The organism is Peribacillus sp. NPDC097225, from assembly GCF_044761955.1.
Lineage (GTDB): Bacteria > Bacillota > Bacilli > Bacillales > DSM-1321 > Peribacillus.
This window is the reverse complement of the sequence record NZ_JBIWDJ010000003.1, coordinates 125,904-149,697: the sequence shown is the minus strand read 5'-3', so window position 1 is coordinate 149,697 and position 23,794 is coordinate 125,904. Positions and strand designations below refer to the sequence as shown.

Here is a 23,794-nt window from a genome sequence, read left to right as displayed (position 1 = left end):
GAAGTCACCTTCCCGTTATGATTTCACTCCGATCCGTTTTCCCGATTCCCCTACGTATATGTCGAGTGCAGCCTGCAAAGCTCCCCCCCGATTCACCTCGAACCCTTGGCGTAAAAGTACCGCTTCCAAAGAAGCCAGCACAAAGAGAATATTCTCTTTCCGACAACTGAATCCCATTGTTCCAATCCTCCAAATCTTCCCGTGAAGGGGACCGAACGAGGATGCGATTTCGATACTAAATTCATTCAATAGCATCGACCGGACTTGCTCTCCATCCACCCCTTCTGGAATTTCAACACAAGTTACGCATGGTAATTTATTTTTCCCATCCCCAAATAACGTAAGCCCCATCGCCTTGATGCCAGCAACAAGTGCGGACTCATGATGCCTATGGCGGGCAAATCGCTGTTCCAATCCTTCTTCGAGCACAAGGCGTAGTCCTTCACGTAATGCATAAATCATCGAAGTTGCTTCTGTATGATGGTTCAAACGACGTGGTCCCCAATAATCCTGCAGCATGCCCAAATCGAAATAATTGGAGGGAATGGGACGATGGCTAGAAATACGTTGACGATCTTCTTCTGTTTCAATCCCCCGTTCCACCTTTTTACGGGACTGAATGATCTTTTCAATTCTTTCATTATATGTGATTGGCGCCATACCCGAAGGAATGGACAGGCATTTTTGCGTACCGCCTATCAACCCATCAATATACCATTCATCCACCTTTACCTCCGTTCCTCCAATCGATGCAACCGCATCGACCACAAGCAAAACATCTTGCTCCCGACAGGCCTTACCGATTTCCGCTAACGGCTGCATGCATCCTGTGGACGTTTCCCCGTGAACAATTGCCGTTATTTTCGGGGATATTTTCTTGATTTCCGCAATGACTTCCGCTGGATCAAAAACCTCCCCCCATGGACATTCGATCGTATGCACTTCCGCACCATGTCGCTCACAAATTTCAACCAGCAAATGACCGAACCGCCCAAAAATCGGAACCAGGACCTTATCGCCAGGCTCAATAATGCTGCATAGTATCGCTTCATTTCCGGATCGGGATGTCCCGTCGATTGGAAAAGCCCAGTGATTGTTCGTCTGGAATACGAGACGAAGCATTTCCATTACTTCATTCATAATATTCGTAAAGGCAGGATCAAACTGCCCTAAAATCGGAGTGCTCATCGCCCGTAAAACCCGGGGGTCCACCTCCACGGGCCCTGGAGTCATGATGGTCCTGACCGGTGTCCATAATTCTTTATATGCCATTTCATCTTCCCCCTTTAATAGGCTAATTTATATAATAGGTCGCTTAACACATCGATTCCTTTTTCTAAGTCCTGAATGTTCGTAAATTCTCTCGGTGAATGGCTGATTCCATCCCGACTTGGAACGAAGAGCAAGCATGTCGGACAAATCGAACCAAACACCTGTGCATCATGCCCCGCACCGCTAATGATATCTTGATAAGGAATCTTATGATTTTCGGTAATTTCCCGAACCAAGGAATTCATCTCTGTACTTAATTCAACCGGCACGACATCCATCCACTGTGCAACTTCCAACTGTATCTCGTTACCATCCGCATGAGATTGGAAGGTAGAGAAAATCTCCCGACAAAACGAATTAAGGACATCTTCTTGGTGATGCCTGATATCTAAACTAAATGCCACTTCACCAGCCACGACGTTCGGAACGTTTGGAAACACATCCACTTTACCGACCGTCGCCACTAAATTAGGGTCCATTTCTTTGGCCTTACTCGTTAAAAAAGAAATGTATTCCGAAGCTGCACTGACTGCATCCCTTCGATCATGCATCGGGGTGGTGCCTGCATGATTACTTTCACCAAGAACCCTAATCGTATAGCGACGCTGCCCAACAATATGACTGACGACCCCGATCGTCTTTTGATTTTTTTCCAAGATACTTCCCTGTTCAATATGAATCTCGACGAATCCCTCAATATCATCACGGACTGGCGTTATATATGTATCAGGGTCAAAACCTGCTTCCTTCATGGCTTTCAAAAATGGATACCCCTCTGAATCCATCAGCCCTTTCACTTGGTCCAGACCATACACCCCTTGGATATTCCTCGATCCCCAGAATGTCAAGGGGAAACGGCTCCCTTCTTCTTCACAAAAGGAAACGACTTCGATCGTTTTCTGGGGAGGCCCATAGGTTTGATGCAACCTTTGTACCGCTAGAAAACTAGCGATGACCCCAAATGCACCATCATACTTCCCTCCTTCGACAACCGTATCAATATGAGACCCCGTCAGGATTGTTTTACTTCCGGGATTCGTCCCTTCCAATCTTCCAAACAAGTTACCTACGCTATCAAAATGCGTCCGTAAACCCACTTTTTCCATTTCCATTTTCAATGCTCGCTGGGCCTGCACCCATGCCTTGGAATATAATAACCGAGTTACTCCCTGCTTCTCCGTTAACCCGTAAGAAGCCAACCATTCAATCATAGAAGCAACATCATCTTTTTCATAAAGAGATTCCTTGATTTGCATGGCCATCACGTTTACCTCCTCTTATTCAGCCCTATTGTATGTTATGAATCTTCACAAATTATGTTATATGGATTATTTTACTTGCTTACATGATGAACTTCATTGACAATTCTGTTAGAAATCAAAGATATTTTTGTACACCATCACTAAACGACAAACTTATTTGGTAGAAAAAAAGCGAGAGCGTCCACAAGGACACCCTCACACATCAACTTGTATAATTTGAGCCTAACCCCAATTCCCTCAATAGTTGACGGTAGGCAATCGAAGTCTTATCCGCCGCGATATGGGCTTCCGCTTGAAGATCGAGCGGCAACTCCTCCGGCTTTTGATTTTCGACCATTTCCTTATCTTCATTAAATATCTGTAAATTGAATTCGTATGTGTCTTCAAGAGGTGCATCTAAATCAAAATTTCGCGCCATCGGGGAAAACATTCTTGTTTTCCTAGCCGAGACCGGACTAGCGCAATTCAGGATAAATAATTTCCCACCTTCCGGAAAATGGACCGTCAACCTCGCCGCTAATGGAGGATAAATGTCAAACACGCGTAGCCACTCAAAATTCGGCGGTTCCAAATGTTTCAGGTCTTTTCCGTAATTGCTGACCGAACTTCTATACTCGACATGTAAGCCGTATTCCGTTTTATCCACTTTATAACTTGGCACAACGGGGTTATCACGATCAGCGAAGCTTTCTGAGTGAACCCAGGCAAAATGAGATACATCCAAAAACCCTTCCATCTGTCTTCCTGCAGAACCAGCAATGTCGATGAACGGAGGCAGAATATTCAGGTATGCCTGATCGTCCCATGCCGGCAATGGCGGGATATCCTCAACATCGCTTGCTATCGAAGTCCAGACCAATCCATAACGTTCTACCGTCGGATAGATGGTAATGCAAAGACGAGGAGATATTTTCGCATTAGGGTGTGCGGGAATTCCCGTGCAGTTCCCCTCTGGCCCGTATCTAAATCCATGATAAGGACAAACGATATTGTCTTCTTCCACCCACCCCATGCTTAGCGGAACCCCCCGGTGCAGACAAAGATCCCTAGCCACAATGATTTTTCCGCTCGCACGGTAAAGTACAAGATGGACATCCAGCAATTTAATGCCGAGGGGCTTTTCCGTCACTTCCTCGACCGCCGCCACCGGAAACCAATACTGCGTCAATACATCCCAATCCTCTTTACTGAACGTGCATTCTTTTGGATAGGGTGTCACTCTTTTTTTCTTCTTCGTAGCAACATTGGTTTCCTTCATTCCTTCATCTCCCCTTTTTCATTCATAGCTTTTTATAAATAGTACCAATATTCAGACATTATGTCACCACCAATGTTATAAAACCTTACATTAAAATATAATTTTGGCTATCTCAACAAAATAAAATGGAAAATTTGTAAGGATTGTCAAAGGAATTGTATGATATGATAGAAAAAAACTCACATCATGAAGGCGATAAGGAAATAGTCCACAGCACGTTCTATAGGAAAAGACTATTACACTCGCACACCCCTAGATAATCAAAATCTTAATGAATGAGGTGTGTTTAGATGAAGGTAGCCGAACTTTTACATTTGCCGTTTTTACCCGGCATGCACGTTATCGCTGGAGAATTAGGATTGGATGGGGAAGTACAAACGGTCAACATGATGGATGCCCCGGATATCATCCATTTTCTAAAACCTAATGAATTTCTCGTAACGACCGCGTACCACCTGAAGGACCAGCCACTCTTATTCAAGACTCTCATCGAAGGCATGGCCAAACAAGGTTGTGCCGCACTCGGCATCAAGACTCGACGGTACTTGAAGGAAGTACCTGAGGAGATACTTCAACTTGCCAACGAACTCTCTCTTCCTATCATCGATCTTCCCGCAGACTTGTCTCTCGGTGAAATCACCAATCTCATACTCCGGCAAATTCTCGATCAACGAGCCAATGAATTAACGCACGCGATGGAAACACATAAACAATTCACCAATCTCATTATGCGTGGAAAAGGAATTCAGAAATTACTCGATCATTTATCCAATATGATTGAATATCCCATCACATTGGTTGATCAATACCTTAAACCGATGATTCATCCATATCGCACCTCTTCAGTTTTTTCAATAATCAAAAAAATGATCAGTGAAGGATACAATTTCCAACTAACCAAGTCTCCTTTTTTCTCATTTTCAGTCCTATCCAATCAGCAAACCTATACTGTTTTCCCCATCTATCTGGATGGAAAAACATTTGGATATTTGACCATTTCAGGAGAAATCAAGTCTAGCGACAATTTGATTACCTTAACAATCGAACAGGCCACAAACGTCATCTCCTTCGCATTAATGAAAGAGCACGCACTCAAACAGCATGATCGAAATATACGAAATGAATTCTTCCTCCATGTCCTTGATGGCAGCTTCTCCTCACATGAGGAAATCATAAACCGGGCAAAAGAGTTCTCCTTACATAACGAACAAACATATATATGCGTCGTTGGGAAAATGGACGAAACCCATGAAAGTAAAAACTATACACAGCAACAGGAAAAAGCCGATTCGGTTTATGCATTTTTAGAAGAGGAACTTCTCGACTCAACCCTCCCTATCCACCTCTTTACAAAAGGAAAGAAGTGCATTCTTTTATATGAGGTAAACGAAGATTCAAACCGTTCCCTTCAATATGTAGAATCCTCCTTACATGCCTTGCAAAGAACAGTGAATAAACAATTTGACTGTACCATGTCGTTCGGAGTCAGCCATATGGCCCCGAAATTTCTTCAGATCAAACACGCCTTCAAGGAAGCGAATGACTCCCTCAAGGAAGGCGGTCTATCAAAAAGGGCTGGATATATCCAGACATTCCGGACAAAAGACATCATGGAATTGCTACGAATCATCCCTGAAGAAGACCTAAAGAACTTTAACCACTTCGCCCTACAAGGATTTTCGAAAATAAAGAACGAAGAGCAAGAACCATTATTGCAGACACTATCCGTCTACCTGGAGACCCATTGCCAAATTTCCGAAACAGCCAAGAGATTATTTGTTCATCGGAACACCGTTGTATACAGACTCGAGAAATGCGAGGAACTACTTGGGAAGAGCTTGAAAGACCCTGAAACCACACTGCAAATACGACTTGCCCTAAGGATCAACACCCTGCTAACCACTTAGATTTCGCCTTTCCAATTATATCCTTCCATTACAAACACGTTAGGATCGTTAACCATAAGCAAGACTTATCGGTTTAAATAACAACATTGTAATTTCCTTATTATTACAATAAGTGTAAAGTTTGAATCAAGAACATACTATCCATTTGGATCCAGAGGGGATTGATTTACATGCCATTTACTTTTAAGTCCATTGACCATATTCAGCTCGCCGCCCCTAAAGGCAGTGAGGACAAGGCAAGAACATTTTTCAAGGACCTGCTAGGCTTTGATGAAGTCGAGAAACCTGAAGCCCTAAAGAAACGCGGTGGCGTTTGGTTTGAATTCGCCAATCACCAAATACATATCGGAATCGAAGAACCATTTTATCCAGCGAAAAAAGCTCATCCCGCTTTTGAAGTAGAGAATATAGAAGCTTTAAAACAGCATTTAGTAACAAACGGAATCGATGTCACTGAGGACGATAGAATCCCAGGTGTTAAAAGATTCTTCATTTCCGACCCTTTCGGTAACCGCATGGAATTGCTTGAACGGGTCAAAAGCTAAATACCTTCCAAGACCAGACAGAACTTACAAAGAATAAGAATGATTGGGAGTATTCAGGAGCCTGTTAAGGGCTCTCTTTTTTATGGAAGCAAAGAATATACCGTTGTATACACCATCCACATATGCGTTATCCTAGTAGGATCAGGGAATGGGGATAAACTTTAATTTCTTAAAAATGTGAATTTATAATTATCTTGACTTATAAAACATTATTTTGATATATTTAAAAACAGACCGGTTGGTTTAGAGGAGGTTTCCTGCGATTGGATACAAAATCACTGATCATTGACATCGCTACAAACCTTTTTCAGAAAAAAGGATATTTAGGCGTAGGATTAAATGAGATTTTAAAGAAATGTAACATTTCAAAAGGCTCACTTTATCACCACTTTCCCAACGGAAAAGAAGAATTACTCATCGCTTGTCTTCAATCTTTGAATACTATTATCACTTCGGATATGAAAGAAATTTTCCAACAACATCCAACTACACAAATGGCTACTCAATCGATGATTGAAAAACTGGCCGTTCAGTATGATCGTGATGGGACGATTACTGGTTATACATTCAGTAGTATCGTAAGCGAAATGGGATCACTAAGCGAACCAGTGAGAACCACATGTGCTCTCACTTTCACAAAGATTCAAGATATTTATTCAATCAAATTAATAGAAGATGGCTTTTCCAAAGAAGCAGCTCAGGCACTGGCATTAATGCTGACCGCTACCATCGAAGGTGGGATCATGCTTTGTTTAACAAAAAACTCGAGCGAACCATTAAGAACGATTTCGAAGGGATTGCCCAATTTATTAAAGGCGTATTAATGTAATATAATCAAGTCCATACAAAGCCCCTCGACTTGCTTGTTGAGGGATTTTCATTACGCCTTAGAATCAGTAGTGTAAATACTTTTTACGTGTATTGATCACGTAGCCACAACGTCTAAATATGTATTTTCGGAAGGAAGAAAACATTGAAAAACGAAACTAGATTACCAAGAAACGGCAAAGAGGGCGCATTATACGGAGGTATCATCTGTTTTCTTACCTCTTTATTCATGTCGTCATTCAGTATCATTACAGTAACTGGTGAATTTAATGGGGAAATTGCAATGGATATTATCAAAATTTGGCCAATCATGTTTATTATCGCCATGGTCATTGAGCCAGTCCTTGTAGGACGCATTGCAGAAAACATGGTTAAAAAGTTCACCCAACCAACAGATAGCTTTAACGCAAAGATTTTATTCCGTATCGTATTCACTGTATTCGGCATGTCCATGTGCATGACTTTCATTGGCGGAATCATCGGTAACGGTTTTAATTCGGATACCTTTAGCAACTTTATTTCATATTGGCCAAGAAACTTCTTCATCGTTCTTATTGCTGAGAGTTTAGTCATTCAACCCCTTGCAAGAATGGCCATGGTAAAAATACATGCTAATCAAGATAAAAAAGATCCTGCCGTTGTCATTATAAAATAATGCCCAGGATGACGAACTGAATATCAAAATAAAAGGGGTTCGAAATCTTCATTTCGAACCCCTTTTGACTATCATAACGCCTTAAGTCAATCTAGATATCTTCTTGCCCCAGCATATTCTTCACCGTAACCCGATGTATCGATTTCATCTATCCTTACATGTGTAGAGGTGTTTGGTGAATGAATCATCTTCCCTTTTCCTATATACATCCCTACATGGTGGACCTTCCCTTTTCCTTTATCATAGGCAAAAAAGAGTAAATCACCTGGTTCAAGGTTTTCCCGTTTCACCATTTCCCCCTGTTGCGCCTGAACGGAAGAGTCCCTTGGAATCGTTATTCCATTAGCGTGGTACATCGTATAGGTAAACCCGGAACAGTCAAATCCAAAACCGGACATTCCGGCCCATAGATAAGGAAGACCTAAAAACCCTTTGCCCGATTGCACGATGTCCGTACCCGTTGGTTTTGGAATTTGATTTTCATTTTGATAGATCTCTACGTCTTTCTTATCTATCCATTTGGCTCCATCACTTGGTGTCATAACTTTTACCTTATCTTTTTTCACCTGTAAAAGTGGAAGGCGTGTATCAAAGCTGACTTCCATGAATTTCGACCGCTGTTTCGAATCCGAATAAAGCCAAGTCTTGGGAGCATCCACAAGGACTAACCCTTTAGAGAGTTGTTTTTCAAAGGCCTTTGCTGTCTTCAATTGCCCTTTTGGCATCCATCCTGGATAACCCGCTTCATTTCGGGGTGTCAACTGATTGGCTACTGCTACTTTCACCCAATTTCCTCGTTCTTCGAGTATGGTCACTTTTGACCCATATAACGCCTGTGTTTCCAGGTTACCCACAAGCCACAGCTTGTCCTCATACTTCATGGACTTGATCCAGGCATTCAAATCAACGGGGTTCGACGCAGAAGGAGCATCCAATTGTCTTAATAGGTCCGGCTCCGTCCACAGAGTGGCAACCGCTACATCTACATAGGCACTTCTCACTTTTTCTTTTGCGCTTGCTTCACTTGAACTGAATAGTAAAATACTAAGTGCAAAGAAAGATAGAACTAAAACCAATACCTTTTTTCTTTCCATCTACATAATCACCCTTCCAAAAAGTTTTATTGAGTAAAAGAGGATTTCCTCTTGACCCCTAGTCCAGGTTTATCGGTAATGAAGAGTTGGTCTTTCTTAAATTGAAGTCCTTCAAATGGTTCATCCTTAATCCATAATGGTGCATCCAGATCAATCTTCGTGATGTTTGGATGTGCGGTTGCCAGATGTGCTGCGGCCGCTACACTTATGGTTGATTCCATCATACTTCCGATCATGCATTCAACCCCGGCTACTTCTGCCATATCCGCGATCTGAAGTGCACGCCGAATTCCTCCGGTTTTCATTAATTTAATATTCAGTAAATCAACAGCCCGTTCACTTAAAAGTCTCAAGGCATCACGAGGGGAAAACAGACTTTCGTCGGCCATGATCGGCACGTTCACCGACCTCTTTATTTCTTTCAAACCATCGATGTCATGTGCTTGCACAGGCTGTTCCACCAAATCAACGTTCAGCTTCCTCTCCTCGATTTCATGAATGATGGAGATTGCTTGTTTTGTTGTCCATCCTTGATTCGCGTCGACCCGGATGATGACTTGATCCCCCACAGCTTCTCGAATGCGGGAGACCCGTTCCACATCACTCTTCCAATCCTTCCCCAGCTTGATTTTCATCGTTGAAAATCCACCTTCTATTAGGGACAAGGCCGCCTTTGCCATTTCATCAGGTGTATCAATACTGATTGTCATATCGTTTTTCAGCTCATTCGATTTCCCACCCAGATATTGATATAAAGGGAGCTGCCACCTTTTGCTGACTGCATCATACAAAGCGATTTCAACAGCAGCTTTTGCACTTGTATTGCCTACACAGGATTGTTGGATTACCTGAGACAATACATGAATACTCTCAATGTCACGGCCAATGAGATGAGGCGCGATCACTTCTTCAATGACCGTCATGATTCCATTAGTGGAATCTCCTGTGATGGCAACCGTCGGGGCTGCTGCACCCAATCCTTCCGTACCATCCTCCAACTTCACGGAAACCATGATGTTCTCAATTTCCATTGCAGTGCGCAAGGCAGTCTTGAATGGTTTGATGAGTGGTAGAGTTTCCACTGATACTTGTAAACTTTCAATCTTCATCGTAACATTCCTTCCTTAAAAGCTTGATAGTATATATGACGTAAATATTCCAAAATAGGTACCCAGAAGACTACCCAAAACAGCCATCAGGATTCCGACGGGTATTAGAGCCCGGTTAAATGCGCCCGCCAATATCGGAGCTGAAGCAACCCCTCCTATATTTGCCAATGAGGCAACTCCCATTGTAAATAGATCCAACTTGAAGACTTTTGCCAAAATGACCATGATCAATCCATGGAAGAATAGAATCATGAAACCGGATAGAATATACACAGGTGCTTGAAACAGCTGTGAAAAATCGGCATGGGAGGCAATTAAACCAATGACTATATACAGCATGACTTTGGAAATTTCCATGGAGCCCGCGATGCGCCCAACCTTCGTGACGGCCAGAAGCAACCCTACAGTCGACGCGATGATGATGGTCCACGTCGTCCCATTCACTGCAGCACCCAACACTGGCAGATTTTCCCCGATTTTCGTTGCCCCTGCTGATACGATTAAAGCGAGCGCCAAGAAACCGATCAATTCCACGAAGCCAAATTCCGTCTTTGTCGTTTCCCCCGCTTCAAGCTCGGAGGTCATTTGTTCAATGAAAGAAGTATCCGCTTTGGTCCAAAAATTGAATTTCCCGGCTAGAGGTACCAACCAGAACAAAAACATAACCCAAATGGAGTAATTGACTGTATCCATTATTAACGCATAACCAAAGATATTTTCAGGTACATCCAATATCCCTTGCAGGATCACCATGTTGGCCGATCCCCCAGTCCAACTTGCACTCAAAGCCGAAAATGCCTTCCAAGTTCCTTCCGCATAATAACCATTCATCAAGACGTAAGTTAGAGTGAACCCTCCTATGATACTAATAGATGCCGCAAAAAAAGTTAAAAGCATCTTCGGTCCAAGTCTCAGTATTTTACGCATATCACATTGCAACAACATAAGCATTAGCATGGCTGGAAGCAGGAGACCCCTGACAGTACCATATGCATTTTCGACTGATTCACTGTCTGAAAAGAGCCCAAATGTCTTCATCAAGGCCGCTCCAATATAAATGAGGACAATACCAGGTACATACTTGAAGAACTTTCCTCCTACTTTCTTCTCCACTACGGCAATCGCAGCAGTAAATGCCAATAAAAAACAGACAAACATCACACCATCTTGAATCATTTCCCATACCTCCTTATATTCAAGGGATTCCGTTCTACTAAACTATGATTTAGTCAACATGTCCCTAATAAAAAAATCCAGCTGCCAAAGAGCGCACGAATACACTCTTTAACAGCTGGATTTCAATTGCGTCTAACAAAAGAAGCAGCTATACCTTATTAAGTTGAAGATATTTAATACTTGCATTCCTTATGGCAACGGTCAGAGCTTTCTGAGAAGAACCAAAATACCGTTTCTCAATTTCCTTCTCCAACACATCAGATTGAAGAATGGAATGTCCATTCAACATGGAGCGAATGAACTTGGATGTAAGCGATATTGTAGTCGAACATTCCACATCCACGATCTCATGTGTATCACTATCAATGACCAATCCAATAAAAAAGCAGTTAAACTGCTGAGTAATCGGATTATTGGACGCCGCCTTTGACTCGCCCACTATGTACACTGTATTTTCCTGAAACATCCTTAGTGGCCTCCTGTCATTACAGACATCCAACAGGTATATATGGAGATATCTAAATTCCAACCAAATGATTACATATATACTAATATGTTCATTATGAATCTGTCAATATATTTCGCATATTACGACAAATCCCCACTTTTCAAGTAAGCCAGCAGGAAAATACTCTATCATCCTTTGGACTACCTTCTTCTCTCTTTATATAGTTTGTCCATAATCCCCTCTGAAAATTAGTTACAATACCCAATGACAATTATCAGAATATTTATTATGATGATATTAATCATAACAAGCATGCGTTATATTATATGACATTTTTTTCAAGAAGGGAGTTTTACTTATATGAATGAAAAAGTTGGCAAGTCCAAGGTTTTCTCCTTAGGCCTACAGCATGTCCTCGCCATGTATGCAGGGGCAATCCTGGTGCCCATCATCGTCGGAGGCTCCTTAGGCTTCACTCCTCAACAGCTTGCTTACCTCATTGCCATTGACTTATTAACCTGTGGAATCGCGACGTTACTCCAAGCATGGAAAAACAAATTCTTCGGCATTGGGCTTCCGATTGTTTTAGGGACTTCCTTCGTAGCGGTCACTCCCATGATTTCCATAGGAAGTAACTATGGCATTTCCGCCATATATGGATCGATCATCGCAGCAGGTCTGTTCATTATTTTTTTCTCCAATATTTTTGGCAAGCTACTAAAGTTATTTCCTCCTGTCGTGACTGGGACAGTCGTCATCATCATTGGATTATCCTTAGTTCCCACCGGCATTAAAAACATGGCTGGCGGTGCAGGAAGCAAAGACTTTGGTTCAGCTGAAAACCTCATGCTCTCATTCGGTGTCCTTTCCATCATTTTACTGATGAATCGGTATTTCACTGGATTCATCCGTGCCATTTCCGTATTGGTCGGCATCATCGCAGGAACGGTCGTTTCCGCATTTACAGGAAAAATGGATTTTTCCACCGTCATGGAAGCCTCGTGGTTTCATGTCCCTGCTCCATTCTACTTCGGCGTACCCACCTTTGAAATCGCGCCTATCCTGACGATGATGCTAGTCGGAACGGTCATCCTAATCGAATCGACCGGTGCCTTCCTTGCCCTTGGAAAAATAACCGGGCGTGACTTAAAGGAACGGGATATTGTACGGGGCTATCGCGCAGAAGGGCTTGCCTTCACTTTAGGAGGAATCTTCAACGCCTTTCCCTATAGCACATTCGCACAAAATGTCGGACTGGTTCAATTGTCCGGCGTGAAAAAACGATCCATCACCATCGCGGCAGGTTTCATTTTAATCGGGCTTGGAGTGGTTCCAAAAATTGCAGCACTCGCTACATTGATTCCTACAGCCGTTCTTGGTGGAGCCACTGTCGTCATGTTCGGGATGGTTGTATCCTCAGGAATCAAGATGTTAGGCGATGTAGACTTTTCCGATAACTCGAATTTATTGGTCATCGCATGTTCGGTATCATTGGGTCTCGGCGCAACGGTCGTTCCCGAATTGTTCTCGAGCCTGCCGGAAGCGATTCGTATTGTTGTCGGCGATGGAATCATTACCGGTAGCCTGACAGCCATCATCCTGAACTTAATTTTAACTCCCCGGAATAAAAAATCAGATCCTAGAGTGGTGCCTGAAACGGACCAACTCTTAGCCAAAAGCGTATAAAAGGAGTCTAGAACATGATCACATTGGAGATGTTACAGAAAAAAAGCCATAAGGAATTCACGGAGATTCTCGGGGATATTTTCGAGGACTCGCCTTGGATTCCAGAGCAAGCCTCAGCGTCCAGGCCGTTTTCTTCCTTATTAAGCCTTCATCAATGCATGGTCGATATCGTGAACCACGCACCTAAGGAAATGCAAATGGATTTAATAAGGAAGCACCCAAACCTGGGTGACAAAGTCGAAATGACAGCTGACTCGACCAAGGAACAACGAGGAGCGGGATTAAAGGACCTTACCGTTTTGGAATACGAAAATTTCCTTTCATTAAATAGGCGTTATCAAAAAAAGTTTAACTTCCCCTTCATCCTCGCAGTACGCGGCAAGGATAAGCATGACATATATGAAGCAATGGAATTGAGGATTCACCATACAGAAGAAACCGAGTTTGAAACGGCCTTAGCAGAGATTTATCAAATAGCGTTCTTTCGTTTACAGGAAAAAATCAAAAGCTAAATAGTCTCGGCCTTGGCCGAAGAATGCAAGGGATAAGGAGACATATATGTCTGGTTTAACAACGCATATCTTGGACTTAACACACGGGAAACCCGCTGCAAACGTCACGATTGAATTATATTACTCCGAATCATCATCCTCTACCTGGCAGCTACTCCAAACAGCTGTCACGAACGCGGATGGGCGGCTCGATGCCCCTCTCCTCACCGGGGAAGAGGCAAAAACCGGACAGTACGAAATCGTCTTTCATATCGGCGATTACTTCCGCGGTCAATCAATTGAGCTACCTGACCCTCCCTTTTTGGACCAAGTTCCTATCCGCTTCGGTCTAGCGTCCCCCGCTTCCCACTATCATGTGCCTTTACTCGTCTCCCCATGGGGCTATCAGGTATACCGGGGAAGTTAATGAATTTAGGAATACTACAAACAAACCCCCGGCAAAGAGGCATATACATTGTCCCTTTGCCGGGGGTTTCCTGCTTATTGATTCATTAGTCTTTTTAAGCCCATACACCATCACACTATTTTTTTCTTGGGTGTTAGTTTTTCAGTTGATTCCATTTCTCTTAATCCTTGATAGATACAAAAACCTGAGTAAGCTAAGAGCAATAAACCCGGACCAATCAATAAGAGAGCAGCACCTTCTTTTGATTGGGTGAAATCGATGAAATATCCTACATAAGGAATAGTGAATCCAGAGTATAGAGCTACAATATTATCGGATAGAACCGGATCGGCATCTATCATTTTATTATTATCACCTTTCGTATCGTAAAGAACGTGCTCTCCGCTACTGTTCACCTTGGCAATCCTATGCGTTATGAGTATTTCCTCACTTGTTTGGAATGTGATGATGTCCCCTTTTTTAAGGGCTAGTTTCTCGTCTGAACTTAGCGGCTTGACAGCAATAACTGACCCGGTTTGAAAGGTAGGTTCCATCGATCCGGACAAAACAGTTTTAAGCTGATACCCCAAAACCTGGGGTTCCCCCCCAGACGCTTTTGAAGATATGATAAGAAATACCATTACCATTAAGTTCAGAAATAGTACCAGTGTAATCAAATTACTTATTATTTTCAGCGTTCTTTTCAAACTCTTCGCCTCCTGACTTATTATCTCCCTTACCCTCCGTGTTCTCATCCTTTGTACTAGAATCCTTTTCAATCGGTAACTCACTTTCTTCTTTTTCTTGTTCTTTATCGATAGCCTTATTTTCTTCAGGCATATTTTCAATTTCGTCTTTAGTGGAATCATCTACTTTTTCATCAGAGTCCTTTGCTTCTTCATTCTCTTCAGTTTCAGGCTCATCACTCTCATTCTCCTGATTTTCATTTGGATCTGGCTCATCTTCGATTGGTTCCTTCTTTTCTTCACATTCTTCATGATCTTCATTCTTTTTCGCGTTAGAACAATCCATGTCCTCCATGTCCTCGGCTATCTCCCAAATCCCAATTTGAATCTCTTGGTTTACTAGTTCAATGTCTGTGTAATAGGCATTCGTTTGACCCGTAACAACCACCACTGTTCCTAAAAATAAATACCATATAGCCACAAGCTTGGTTAATGTCCATAATCGTTTTTTTCTCTTCTCATTTCCCTTTTTATTTAGTATTGGAAACCCCTTCTCCCTAGGCTTCATTCTTTATAGTGCTTGCTGCCTTACAGATTAACGATTCTTAGACTTATATTCTCTTGGAACTCTTATGTATAGAATTTATTTCAAGAGATATTCGATATAAAAGAAGTGCCCAAAAGAACACTTTTGGGACACCTCCACTTCTTAAACTCTTAGTTCACACCAACAGCGATATATGCAGCTTTTACAGCTCTTACTTCTTTTGAGCTAGCTCCATATAAATCCGTTGCAGCCTGAATGGCCGCTTCTTTCATCATTGTAAAGTTTGAACTGGCTGTCAGGTATTTTGAAAGGGCGCGGTAATAAATTTGTTCCGTCGCTTCACGTCCAACCCCACTCACGGTAACTCCATAATGAGTTCCACCCTCTGAGATCAGGTAAGCGGCCTTGTTATTGATACTACTGTTGATATGAACGCCACCACTATCTAAAGAACCTGTATACCTTTTACTCCAATGATCTGGAGAATAGCCACTATCCGTTCTGACGTCAACGATTTCTGCCGGATTACTCATCGAACGCAAACCCTTTCTTCCATCTTTAACGATCATTTCTCCAATTAGCCATTCTTCATCACTTCTGTCTACCATGGCAGCAAATATATCGGACATGGATTCGTTTAAAGCCCCGGATTCATTTCGATAGATTAGATTTGCCGTATGTTGAGTCACACCATGAGCCATCTCATGCGCAGCAACATCCAAACCTCCAGCGAAATTATGATAGGCGATGCCATCACCATCACCATATGACATCGTTCTTCCATTCCAGGATGCGTTATTCCAATTATTATTCACATGGACCGAAGAAATTAACTGTTGGCCATTATCATCCACCGAATTACGGCCAAATGTGCCTTTGAAATAATCATAGGTCTTTTGTGCATTTGCATGTGCATCTACAGCAGCACCGTCTTTAAACATTTTAATAAGACTTGTGACTAGTTGATTGCCGTTCTTTGCATCATTGGTGACTACACCTTTTCCTCGCGTCACATCAGTGAGTCCATACACCCCGTTAGCATATTGCGCTTCAAACATCTGCTTGTTATTAAATACGCCATTACCAAATGCCGTAACTTCATGGGAAGCATTATAGTTATCTACAACTTTTCCATTGGTAGAATCAATGAAATAATGCCAGTATCCAACCTCGGGTTCAATAGTAGAGGCTTTAACTAGAAAAGTATTATGGAATGCTCCATCGAATTCATAAATATACTGTTCAACAGCAATGTCACCATCGTACTGATCTACCTTGCCAATTTTCTTTTCAAGATCCTGTTTGGCTACTTCAATCGCCTCTGTTTCAGAAATGGCAACCTCTGTCTTGATATTTTCGTTCTCTAGATCGGGTACTACTTCACCGAAGAACGACGTAACATTATTATCCTCGTCAATCGCTATCGTCGAATCCGATCCGAATATAGGAACTCCTTTATACTGTTCAACCAGTCTAAAGTGATGGGTTCCGACCTCTTTATCAGCTTGTTCGTCTATTACTTTAAAGTTTTTTTTCATATCACCTTTTAATTTAAACTTCTTACTATTCTCGTTAAGGAAAGAATAGGCGATTTCCTTCTTGCTTAAGCCACTTTTCCCTTTTGGGGACCAAGTTTCCCCGATAAAAGAAGGAGTTTTATATTCATCATTATATTTAATAGTGTCCTGAGCACCTACAAGTGATCCAGCTGTACCGAACGTCCCTAAAAAAACGGATAGAGCTAAAGTAGAAGAAATCATTTTCTTATTTACTTTCAATTATCTCATCTCCCTGATAAATAGTTTTCAAATTAATTCTCATAGGTATATGAAAAATTTTACTTAGCTTCACCATCCGCTTGATTGGCGATAAATGTCCAGTCAAGTTTAAGTTGATCTCCTTGTAATACATTTTGATCCTCACCATTATCGATAAATTCAAACTGTACCCAAAGATCATTTTCAGCACCCGGCTCAAGTCCTCCATTTTTCGCAAAGAAAGGATCGAAAACATTTTTTTCAACAACGTCTGGATCCATATTTTTTAATTCTAGTAGAGTTGTTTCAAAAATAGGTTCATTCTCTTTGTCCCAGTTCCATAAGAAATTCACCCGGATATGCTTCCCGAAGTCTTCAGAACCATTGTCACCCTTAGCATCTATGACTGTATAGGCCGATTTAAGATTGACGTTTTTTATTTTCAACGAACCATTATTCGCTAATTTAAATTCAGTTGTTTTCGAGTCACCGGGTTTCATATTCTCAAGATTGACGATTGTTTGTGGATTAATGGACAAATCCAATGTACCGGCTGCGAACGTATTATTCGTCACTTCTTGATCGCTGAAATAAGCATATGTACCCCCACCAATCAGTGATAGTCCTAATGCTGCTGATGCAATGCCTAAACCTAATTTTTTCTTAATACCCACTTCATTTCCCCCCGCATCTCTATTTTTTAAAATACCATGAAACTTGCTGAGCTACTTCCAGCGTTCTTTACTCTTTTAAATGGTTACAAATTAATTTTAATTGACTAAATATTAAGTAAATTAAAAATAATCTCCTCTCTTTTTATTTCACATACAGATGGAACCTCATGAGGCTACCACTCCAAAACTATATTAGTAGAACTTTAGACCCACTGTATTCTTTATTAAGATTGGTAAGTTCTCTATAAAGAATGCGTTGACATAATCATACCTACATTTACATATTATTGTAAATAGTCATATAGATTTATACTCAAATGAAAACTAGTTCTATATAATCGGTCATTTTATCTTATTTTTCCTATCTTCTCGCGTATATAATCCTAAATTACAGTTGACAAATACTTAAAGTTTATTTTTAATTGACGACTTAAAATGACATGAGAAGGCGAGTGAAATTCTGGATTTCTTCGAAACTTTCGTATCACAGGTGTGACATTCTCTATATTAAAATAACTTATTGGACCACAATAGTATTTCCAGAGATTCGAGATATACGCCGTTCGTATGAACAAAGTTGGCGACTATTAAAAGCAGTAGTAAAAAAACGTAGGGCCCCGGCTTTTAAGCCGGGACCCTACGTTTTTCATGAAATGAAATCAGGTTATATCGAGGGCACATTCGTACTCTTTTCAAGATCCGACGGCTGCACCGTCTCCCCGAGGGTCGACTCCACCTTTAAGGAATCCATGCTCATCGATCCGGATGGCCTGCGCATGTCCCATTGCCCCATCAAACTCATCCACGACTTCGACAAGATGCCCTTTTTCTTGGAGTTCCTTAATGGTATCTTTCTCGACACGACTTTCGATGCGTAACGCCTCACTAGATTCTCCCCAGGTCCTGCCCCAGACAAAACGAGGCTCATTGATGGCCGTTTGGGGATCCATCCCATAATCGATCATCCGGGTAATGATCGCGGTTTGCGTCTGCGGTTGACCTTCCCCACCTTGCGTTCCGTAAATAATGCTAGGTTTTCCATCCTTACAGGCCATTGCCGGCATCAGGGTATGGAAGGAACGCTTGTTAGGTTCCAAAGTATTGACATGGTTGGAATCTAGCGAGAAAAAGGACCCCCGGTTTTGAAGAATCACTCCTGTATCCCCGGCAACGACACCCGATCCGAACTCGAAGTACAGGCTCTGAATGAATGATACGGAATTTCCATCCTTATCTACAACGGCGGCATAAGCGGTGTCACTGCCCATCGGCGGGCTGGCTACCCTTTCTGCCTTCGTTCGTTGAATGGCTGCCCCGATCTTGGCAGCATATCGCTTATCAAGGAGCTTACCCAGGGGAATCTCAAAGAATTCAGGATCCGTTAATACCTCGTTTCTATCACGAAACCCTGCTTTTAACGCCTCCGCCAATAGATGATAATAATCGGCAGATCCATGCTCCATGTTTTCCAAGTCAAAGTTCTCTAGAATATTCAATGCCAGCAAACCGACGAACCCTTGAGAGTTGGGTGGGACTTGATAAATGGTATAGTCGCGGTAGGTAGTGGATATAGGTTCGACCCAGTTACCTTCATGGTTGGCAAAGTCAGCAGCGGTTAACAGTCCACCTTGTTCCTGCAAATAAGTAACGATGGATTGACCAAGTTCGCCATGATAAAAAACATCCCTCCCCCGTTCAGCAATCAAGGTTAAACTACGGGCCAAGTCTTTTTGAAAAAAACGTTCCCCCACTTCCGGAATTCTTCCTCCTGGCGTATAAATATCGGCCGTGATCGGCATCTTTGAAAGCCAGTCCCAGTTCTGCTTTGTATAGTCCACTTGGTTCTTCGTAATGGGAAAACCATTTTCCGCATACTCGATTGCCGGTACAAGAACCTCAGCCAATGATAAGGTACCTAATTCTTTTAATATAGCATCCCAGCTATCTACCATTCCCGGAACGGTGATGGCACTCCTTATGCCACGAAAGGGAATGGCCGCTTCCCCTGCATACGTTTCACGGCTGACATTTGCCCCAGATCGTCCGCTACCATTATAAACACTTATTTTCCCGTCACTGTTTTCATAATTCAGCCAGAACATATCACCGCCAAGTCCCGTCATATGCGGATAAACAACACCCAGGCAGGCGCTGACAGCCACCGCTGCATCAAAAGCATTGCCTCCTTTTTCGAGAATATGATTTCCCGCCATCGATGCTAAATAGTGGGGGCTCACTACCATGCTCTTCGTTCCGATAATCGATTGTGTCATACAGTTGCTCCTTTCATTTATTTTATTTTTTCTGAAAATTAACTATATTTGTATTATAAACCATTAACTCACAATACGTAATCCACTTTTTTGTTTTTATTAACAAATAGAAATCATTTTCATCTTTAAATCATCTATTGAACTAATAAGTTATATAATTACATACAATTCGATACTTTTATTAAAATTTTATGAGCATTTCGAAACCTATTTTGTTATGATTAATAGATAATCATGGAAATTATTATTCGAACAGAGGAGGAACCAATGTGAACAATCCATATGGCGAATTAACCGTGGGAATGATGCGGACGGGGATTTTAGGGTTCGGTGGTGGTCCCTCGGTCATTCCACTCATCCGGCATGAAGCAGTTTCCCGTTATCATTGGCTAGATGATGACGAATTCGGTGATACATTGGCCATTGCCAATACACTCCCTGGTCCGATTGCCACAAAGATGGCCGCCTATCTGGGGTACAAACTGAAAGGATGGCCTGGTGCCATCGTAAGTGTGGCGGCGCATATCTTACCATCTGCCTTTGCCATGGTATTCTTGATCGCCTTCATAAACGTCCTCAGTAATTCGGCGATGATTAGCAATATGATTGCTGCCGTGATGCCAGTCGTTGCTGTCATGCTTGGACAAATGGCATATGAGTTTGGTGAAAAGGCCGTTAAAGGGTTAGGGAAAGTGCTTGGCATCTTATTTTTTTCCATCTCCTTCTTACTTCTTCAGGTCGTTTCCCTGCATCCTGGTATCGTCATCATGATTTTCCTTTTATATGGTGCCTTTCATTTTAAATTGAAGAACAGATTGAAAAATAAGAAACAGGATAAGAAGGAGGAATCAGCATAATGGGTGCCATTTTCATCCCGATTGGTGTAGCTGTGTTCTTGGCATTTTTCATAGCGAATATCCTTGGCTATGGAGGAGGTCCAGCTTCGATTCCGCTTATGTACGACCAAATTGTCACCCGCTATGGTTGGCTTTCTAATACGGAATTCTCACAAATGCTTGCGCTTGGAAACTCCCTTCCAGGACCGATTGCCACAAAAATCGCCGCCTATGTCGGTTACGATGTTTACGGATGGCCCGGGTTCTTCGTCGCTTTGGCGGGGACGATCATTCCTTCTGCCGTGGCCTTGATTTATTTATTGAAAATCTTGCGAAAATACAAGCAGTCGCCCATCGTAAAAGGCATGTCCTTACTCGTTCAGCCCGTGATCGCCATCATGATGCTATTGCTTACATGGCAGATGGCTGCTGACGCTGTCGGCTCCATCGGGTATATTCATTCCTTAATCATTGCTGGAATTGCCTTCCTAGCATTGGGGAAATTCAAGATTCACCCTGCCTTCGTCATCATTTTTGCCTTTGCCTATGGAGGGTTCATCCTCCCGATTACATAAAAAAATCCACCTTAAAGGTGGTTTTTTTTATTAAGGTGGCAAGAAAACCATTTGATACAATAACTAAACTACTAAATTAATTAATTTTTGATATGATTATCCCCTCTATCGTTTCATTAAAAGAAAATTCCATATTAACCTTTTGGGTTTTATCAAAGTAACCAATTATTTTAGCACCAGAATCATCTCTTTCGTAGTAATTTTCTCCATATTCTTGTATAACATCTTCCTTTGAACTGCCCTTTGTTATTTTCTTTGATGTTTTATATGTATTGTTTGAAAAAAAATAACTAGCAACTTGCCCATTAACTATTTGAAACTCTATATCACTATTATCTCTATCTTTCCCATATATTAAATAGGTGGATTTTGACTTTTCTACCTCTTCAACAAAGTCTGGTTCTCCTAAAATTTCTTTAATCTTATCTTCTGTTGAATTTAAAGAAATTGTATTTACTTCCTCTGACAAACTTGTGCTATCAGTATTTTCATAGAAATCCATTTTATTAGTGGTTCCACAACCACTTAATACAATAATTGATAATAGTAAAATTGATAATGTAAATCGATACATACGGAAAAATCCAAACATTAAATTGTCTCCTTATAAATTAGTTGATAGCCATTGAGTTTTAGATTTGATCTGCTTGTTCAGTTTTAATTTCACTAATAATTTCTAGTTATTCTTTAGCAATTATGATCAACAACTCCCCCGTTCATTTAAAAAAGTTATTTTAATATTACCATTTATCTAAATATTTTATTTACATTAGCCAGTAAAGCCCTTAAACTTTTGGTTACCATCCATATTCAAATAGAGTACTTGGATTTTCATTTATCGAGGAGGAATTTTGTATGCAAAGATTACAAGAAATTTTAGAGACCAGAGATTTTATTATGAGTAAAACGGACAATCAGCCAACAATCGGTATGATTTTAGGATCGGGGTTAGGATCTCTTGCTGATGAAATTGAGAACCCGTTCAAAATCCCATATAGTGAAATTCCTCACTTTGCAAAATCCGAAGCAATCGGACACGCAAACGAACTAGTAATCGGGCAATTGAAAGGTAAGACTGTAGTGGCTATGAAAGGACGCTTTCATTATTATGAAGGATATACACTAGATGAAGTGACATTTCCCGTACGTGTCATGAAGGCATTAGGGGTGGAGCAATTGATCATTACCAATGCTTGTGGCGCAGTTAATACAGACTTTAATCCAGGTGATTTAATGCTCATTACCGACCATATCAATTTAGTTGGTACAAATCCTCTCATAGGACCTAATAATGATGAATTGGGTACTCGCTTCCCTGACCTTTCCCAAACTTATCATCCTGACTTGCGAAACATTGCGTCCAAAGTAGCTAAGGAAAAGAACATTTCCTTGCAACAGGGCGTCTATGCTTGGTGGAGTGGTCCCGCATATGAAACACCAGCGGAAATTCGAATGATTCGTACGCTGGGGGCAGACGCTGTAGGGATGTCAACCGTTCCGGAAGCCATTGTAGCCGTCCATGGCAAGATGAAAGTGCTAGGGATTTCCTGCTTAACGAATATGGCTTGCGGGATTTTAGATCAACCATTAAGTCATGATGAAGTGATTGAAGTTGCAAGTAAAGTTAGAACGCAATTCGTTGGATTGGTCAAAGGAATTGTGGAAGAAATGGAATAGTAATAGAATTGTAGGCATTTTGCCGACAAAAAAAGATTGCCGAGATAACTATATCTTCTCGACAATCTTTTTTTATCTCTACATGGAGCTTTTCCTAGAGCTTCATTCCCATCCGGCTCTTATAGCGTTTAATAAGGAGTTGGCAATCGACGCTGACAACCCCGACGACCGGATATAACTTTTCATTGAGGAAGCGTTCCATCTCCTGATTATCCGTGAAGATTCCATGCATATGCAGCTTACTAGGCCCCGTCATATGATACAAACTCGTTACTGCAGGCTCATCCTCCAGTTGTTGTGCCACCGATTCCAAATATTTAGGCTCCACCTCGACATTGAAAAATGCAGAAACATGAATGCCTATCTTAGCCGGATTGATGACAGCGGTAAAACGTTCAATCACCCCTTTTTCCACTAAATGATTGATTCTCGTCTGAACCGCCACTCTCGACAGTTCCACTTGCTTTGCTAAATCCGTATACGAAATCCGCGCATCTTCATGCAAGATTGAAATGATTTTCTTATCGATTTCATCCACCTTGGTGCTTGGAATGCTAAAGTCCTCTGCCATCTATGTAACTCCTTTTCGAATCATTTATTCTATTATCTCAAAGGATAGGGCCCTTCACCAA

24 protein-coding genes are annotated in these 23,794 nt (G+C 41.7%); 10 read left to right on the top strand and 14 right to left on the bottom strand.

Annotated features, from left to right (window positions below; all coding sequences use genetic code 11):
- Positions 1 to 15: 15 nt before the first annotated feature.
- The 3 genes from ACIQXH_RS10800 to ACIQXH_RS10790 all read right to left on the bottom strand — a co-directional run bounded on the left by ACIQXH_RS10800 (position 16) and on the right by ACIQXH_RS10790 (position 3,792).
- Complete coding sequence (locus ACIQXH_RS10800) at positions 16 to 1,272, bottom strand: pyridoxal-phosphate-dependent aminotransferase family protein (RefSeq protein WP_403123444.1); 1,257 nt, start codon at positions 1,270 to 1,272, stop codon at positions 16 to 18.
- 14 nt (positions 1,273 to 1,286) lie between these two features.
- A complete protein-coding gene (gene allC / locus ACIQXH_RS10795) occupies positions 1,287 to 2,534 on the bottom strand; it encodes an allantoate deiminase (RefSeq protein WP_403123441.1) in 1,248 nt (415 codons plus the stop codon).
- Between the two features lie 202 nt (positions 2,535 to 2,736).
- Entirely contained in the window at positions 2,737 to 3,792 is a 1,056-nt protein-coding gene (locus tag ACIQXH_RS10790) for an aromatic ring-hydroxylating dioxygenase subunit alpha (RefSeq protein WP_402867595.1), read from the bottom strand.
- 290 nt (positions 3,793 to 4,082) lie between these two features.
- Between ACIQXH_RS10790 and ACIQXH_RS10785 the strand changes: the two genes are divergently transcribed.
- The 4 genes from ACIQXH_RS10785 (at position 4,083) to ACIQXH_RS10770 (ending at position 7,727) form a co-directional block, all read left to right on the top strand.
- Positions 4,083 to 5,699: a PucR family transcriptional regulator gene (locus ACIQXH_RS10785; RefSeq protein ID WP_402867594.1), complete on the top strand. Its 1,617-nt coding sequence runs from the start codon at positions 4,083 to 4,085 to the stop codon at positions 5,697 to 5,699.
- Positions 5,700 to 5,869: 170 nt separating this feature from the next.
- Entirely contained in the window at positions 5,870 to 6,244 is a 375-nt protein-coding gene (locus ACIQXH_RS10780) for a VOC family protein (RefSeq protein ID WP_402867593.1), read from the top strand.
- A gap of 263 nt (positions 6,245 to 6,507) precedes the next feature.
- Positions 6,508 to 7,068, top strand: a complete 561-nt coding sequence (locus tag ACIQXH_RS10775) for a TetR/AcrR family transcriptional regulator (RefSeq protein ID WP_403123438.1) — start codon at positions 6,508 to 6,510, stop codon at positions 7,066 to 7,068.
- A gap of 149 nt (positions 7,069 to 7,217) precedes the next feature.
- Positions 7,218 to 7,727, top strand: coding sequence for a DUF2798 domain-containing protein (locus ACIQXH_RS10770; protein ID WP_403123435.1), 510 nt, complete (start codon positions 7,218 to 7,220; stop codon positions 7,725 to 7,727).
- Positions 7,728 to 7,813: 86 nt separating this feature from the next.
- Here the strand turns inward: ACIQXH_RS10770 and ACIQXH_RS10765 are convergent, their stop codons facing one another.
- From ACIQXH_RS10765 to ACIQXH_RS10750, 4 genes are all read right to left on the bottom strand, one after another.
- Positions 7,814 to 8,821 carry a C40 family peptidase gene (locus ACIQXH_RS10765; RefSeq protein ID WP_402955460.1) on the bottom strand — a complete coding sequence of 336 codons (1,008 nt, stop codon included), beginning with the start codon at positions 8,819 to 8,821 and terminating at the stop codon, positions 7,814 to 7,816.
- Positions 8,822 to 8,847: 26 nt separating this feature from the next.
- Positions 8,848 to 9,930 (bottom strand): dipeptide epimerase, encoded by a 1,083-nt coding sequence (locus ACIQXH_RS10760; RefSeq protein WP_402955457.1) that lies wholly within the window; start codon positions 9,928 to 9,930, stop codon positions 8,848 to 8,850.
- Positions 9,931 to 9,945: 15 nt separating this feature from the next.
- Positions 9,946 to 11,106, bottom strand: a complete 1,161-nt coding sequence (locus ACIQXH_RS10755; RefSeq protein ID WP_403123432.1) for a DUF819 family protein — start codon at positions 11,104 to 11,106, stop codon at positions 9,946 to 9,948.
- Between the two features lie 148 nt (positions 11,107 to 11,254).
- Positions 11,255 to 11,572 (bottom strand): DUF3870 domain-containing protein, encoded by a 318-nt coding sequence (locus ACIQXH_RS10750; protein WP_403123430.1) that lies wholly within the window; start codon positions 11,570 to 11,572, stop codon positions 11,255 to 11,257.
- Positions 11,573 to 11,914: 342 nt separating this feature from the next.
- Between ACIQXH_RS10750 and ACIQXH_RS10745 the strand changes: the two genes are divergently transcribed.
- From ACIQXH_RS10745 to uraH, 3 genes are read left to right on the top strand one after another with little or no spacing between them, the layout of a single operon-like run.
- Positions 11,915 to 13,240 carry a nucleobase:cation symporter-2 family protein gene (locus ACIQXH_RS10745; RefSeq protein WP_403123427.1) on the top strand — a complete coding sequence of 442 codons (1,326 nt, stop codon included), beginning with the start codon at positions 11,915 to 11,917 and terminating at the stop codon, positions 13,238 to 13,240.
- A gap of 14 nt (positions 13,241 to 13,254) precedes the next feature.
- Complete coding sequence (gene uraD / locus ACIQXH_RS10740) at positions 13,255 to 13,752, top strand: 2-oxo-4-hydroxy-4-carboxy-5-ureidoimidazoline decarboxylase (RefSeq protein ID WP_402867585.1); 498 nt, start codon at positions 13,255 to 13,257, stop codon at positions 13,750 to 13,752.
- Between the two features lie 46 nt (positions 13,753 to 13,798).
- Complete coding sequence (gene uraH, locus ACIQXH_RS10735; protein ID WP_402867583.1) at positions 13,799 to 14,158, top strand: hydroxyisourate hydrolase; 360 nt, start codon at positions 13,799 to 13,801, stop codon at positions 14,156 to 14,158.
- 110 nt (positions 14,159 to 14,268) lie between these two features.
- Here the strand turns inward: uraH and sipW are convergent, their stop codons facing one another.
- The 5 genes from sipW to ggt form a co-directional block, all read right to left on the bottom strand.
- Entirely contained in the window at positions 14,269 to 14,784 is a 516-nt protein-coding gene (gene sipW, locus ACIQXH_RS10730) for a signal peptidase I SipW (RefSeq protein ID WP_402868514.1), read from the bottom strand.
- A 31-nt stretch (positions 14,785 to 14,815) separates the two neighbouring features.
- The gene (locus ACIQXH_RS10725; protein ID WP_402867582.1) at positions 14,816 to 15,304 is read right to left on the bottom strand and encodes a hypothetical protein; all 489 of its coding nucleotides are present in this window, start codon (positions 15,302 to 15,304) and stop codon (positions 14,816 to 14,818) included.
- Between the two features lie 236 nt (positions 15,305 to 15,540).
- On the bottom strand, positions 15,541 to 17,130 hold the full coding sequence (locus ACIQXH_RS10720; protein ID WP_402868512.1) for a M4 family metallopeptidase: 1,590 nt from the start codon (positions 17,128 to 17,130) through the stop codon (positions 15,541 to 15,543).
- A gap of 77 nt (positions 17,131 to 17,207) precedes the next feature.
- Positions 17,208 to 17,801: a TasA family protein gene (locus tag ACIQXH_RS10715; RefSeq protein ID WP_402867581.1), complete on the bottom strand. Its 594-nt coding sequence runs from the start codon at positions 17,799 to 17,801 to the stop codon at positions 17,208 to 17,210.
- Between the two features lie 692 nt (positions 17,802 to 18,493).
- Positions 18,494 to 20,074, bottom strand: a complete 1,581-nt coding sequence (gene ggt, locus ACIQXH_RS10710; protein WP_403123424.1) for a gamma-glutamyltransferase — start codon at positions 20,072 to 20,074, stop codon at positions 18,494 to 18,496.
- A 269-nt stretch (positions 20,075 to 20,343) separates the two neighbouring features.
- Between ggt and chrB the strand changes: the two genes are divergently transcribed.
- Positions 20,344 to 20,931 (top strand): chromate efflux transporter ChrB, encoded by a 588-nt coding sequence (chrB, locus tag ACIQXH_RS10705; RefSeq protein WP_403123421.1) that lies wholly within the window; start codon positions 20,344 to 20,346, stop codon positions 20,929 to 20,931.
- The gene (gene chrA, locus ACIQXH_RS10700; RefSeq protein WP_403123418.1) at positions 20,931 to 21,485 is read left to right on the top strand and encodes a chromate efflux transporter ChrA; all 555 of its coding nucleotides are present in this window, start codon (positions 20,931 to 20,933) and stop codon (positions 21,483 to 21,485) included. Before chrB ends, chrA begins: the two co-directional genes overlap by 1 nt.
- A gap of 76 nt (positions 21,486 to 21,561) precedes the next feature.
- Here chrA and ACIQXH_RS10695 read toward each other — a convergent pair whose 3' ends face one another.
- Positions 21,562 to 22,077 (bottom strand): hypothetical protein, encoded by a 516-nt coding sequence (locus ACIQXH_RS10695; protein WP_403123414.1) that lies wholly within the window; start codon positions 22,075 to 22,077, stop codon positions 21,562 to 21,564.
- 263 nt (positions 22,078 to 22,340) lie between these two features.
- Here ACIQXH_RS10695 and ACIQXH_RS10690 point away from each other — a divergent pair, with 263 nt between their 5' ends.
- Positions 22,341 to 23,162 carry a purine-nucleoside phosphorylase gene (locus ACIQXH_RS10690; protein WP_402867573.1) on the top strand — a complete coding sequence of 274 codons (822 nt, stop codon included), beginning with the start codon at positions 22,341 to 22,343 and terminating at the stop codon, positions 23,160 to 23,162.
- A gap of 94 nt (positions 23,163 to 23,256) precedes the next feature.
- Here ACIQXH_RS10690 and chrS read toward each other — a convergent pair whose 3' ends face one another.
- Positions 23,257 to 23,733 carry a chromate efflux transcriptional regulator ChrS gene (gene chrS, locus ACIQXH_RS10685; RefSeq protein ID WP_402867572.1) on the bottom strand — a complete coding sequence of 159 codons (477 nt, stop codon included), beginning with the start codon at positions 23,731 to 23,733 and terminating at the stop codon, positions 23,257 to 23,259.
- Positions 23,734 to 23,794: the final 61 nt, after the last annotated feature.

Coding starts and splice junctions, on each gene's coding strand:
- chrS (WP_402867572.1), bottom strand. CDS start 23,733: ATGGCAGAGGACTTTAGCATTCCAAGCACCAAGGTGGATGAAATCGAT.
- ACIQXH_RS10785 (WP_402867594.1), top strand. CDS start 4,083: ATGAAGGTAGCCGAACTTTTACATTTGCCGTTTTTACCCGGCATGCAC.
- ACIQXH_RS10690 (WP_402867573.1), top strand. CDS start 22,341: ATGCAAAGATTACAAGAAATTTTAGAGACCAGAGATTTTATTATGAGT.
- ACIQXH_RS10695 (WP_403123414.1), bottom strand. CDS start 22,077: ATGTTTGGATTTTTCCGTATGTATCGATTTACATTATCAATTTTACTA.
- allC (WP_403123441.1), bottom strand. CDS start 2,534: ATGGCCATGCAAATCAAGGAATCTCTTTATGAAAAAGATGATGTTGCT.
- sipW (WP_402868514.1), bottom strand. CDS start 14,784: ATGGTAATGGTATTTCTTATCATATCTTCAAAAGCGTCTGGGGGGGAA.
- ACIQXH_RS10790 (WP_402867595.1), bottom strand. CDS start 3,792: ATGAAGGAAACCAATGTTGCTACGAAGAAGAAAAAAAGAGTGACACCC.
- ACIQXH_RS10745 (WP_403123427.1), top strand. CDS start 11,915: ATGAATGAAAAAGTTGGCAAGTCCAAGGTTTTCTCCTTAGGCCTACAG.
- ACIQXH_RS10760 (WP_402955457.1), bottom strand. CDS start 9,930: ATGAAGATTGAAAGTTTACAAGTATCAGTGGAAACTCTACCACTCATC.
- chrA (WP_403123418.1), top strand. CDS start 20,931: ATGGGTGCCATTTTCATCCCGATTGGTGTAGCTGTGTTCTTGGCATTT.
- uraH (WP_402867583.1), top strand. CDS start 13,799: ATGTCTGGTTTAACAACGCATATCTTGGACTTAACACACGGGAAACCC.
- ACIQXH_RS10765 (WP_402955460.1), bottom strand. CDS start 8,821: ATGGAAAGAAAAAAGGTATTGGTTTTAGTTCTATCTTTCTTTGCACTT.
- ACIQXH_RS10755 (WP_403123432.1), bottom strand. CDS start 11,106: ATGATTCAAGATGGTGTGATGTTTGTCTGTTTTTTATTGGCATTTACT.
- ACIQXH_RS10750 (WP_403123430.1), bottom strand. CDS start 11,572: ATGTTTCAGGAAAATACAGTGTACATAGTGGGCGAGTCAAAGGCGGCG.
- ACIQXH_RS10780 (WP_402867593.1), top strand. CDS start 5,870: ATGCCATTTACTTTTAAGTCCATTGACCATATTCAGCTCGCCGCCCCT.
- ggt (WP_403123424.1), bottom strand. CDS start 20,074: ATGACACAATCGATTATCGGAACGAAGAGCATGGTAGTGAGCCCCCAC.
- uraD (WP_402867585.1), top strand. CDS start 13,255: ATGATCACATTGGAGATGTTACAGAAAAAAAGCCATAAGGAATTCACG.
- ACIQXH_RS10800 (WP_403123444.1), bottom strand. CDS start 1,272: ATGGCATATAAAGAATTATGGACACCGGTCAGGACCATCATGACTCCA.
- ACIQXH_RS10720 (WP_402868512.1), bottom strand. CDS start 17,130: ATGATTTCTTCTACTTTAGCTCTATCCGTTTTTTTAGGGACGTTCGGT.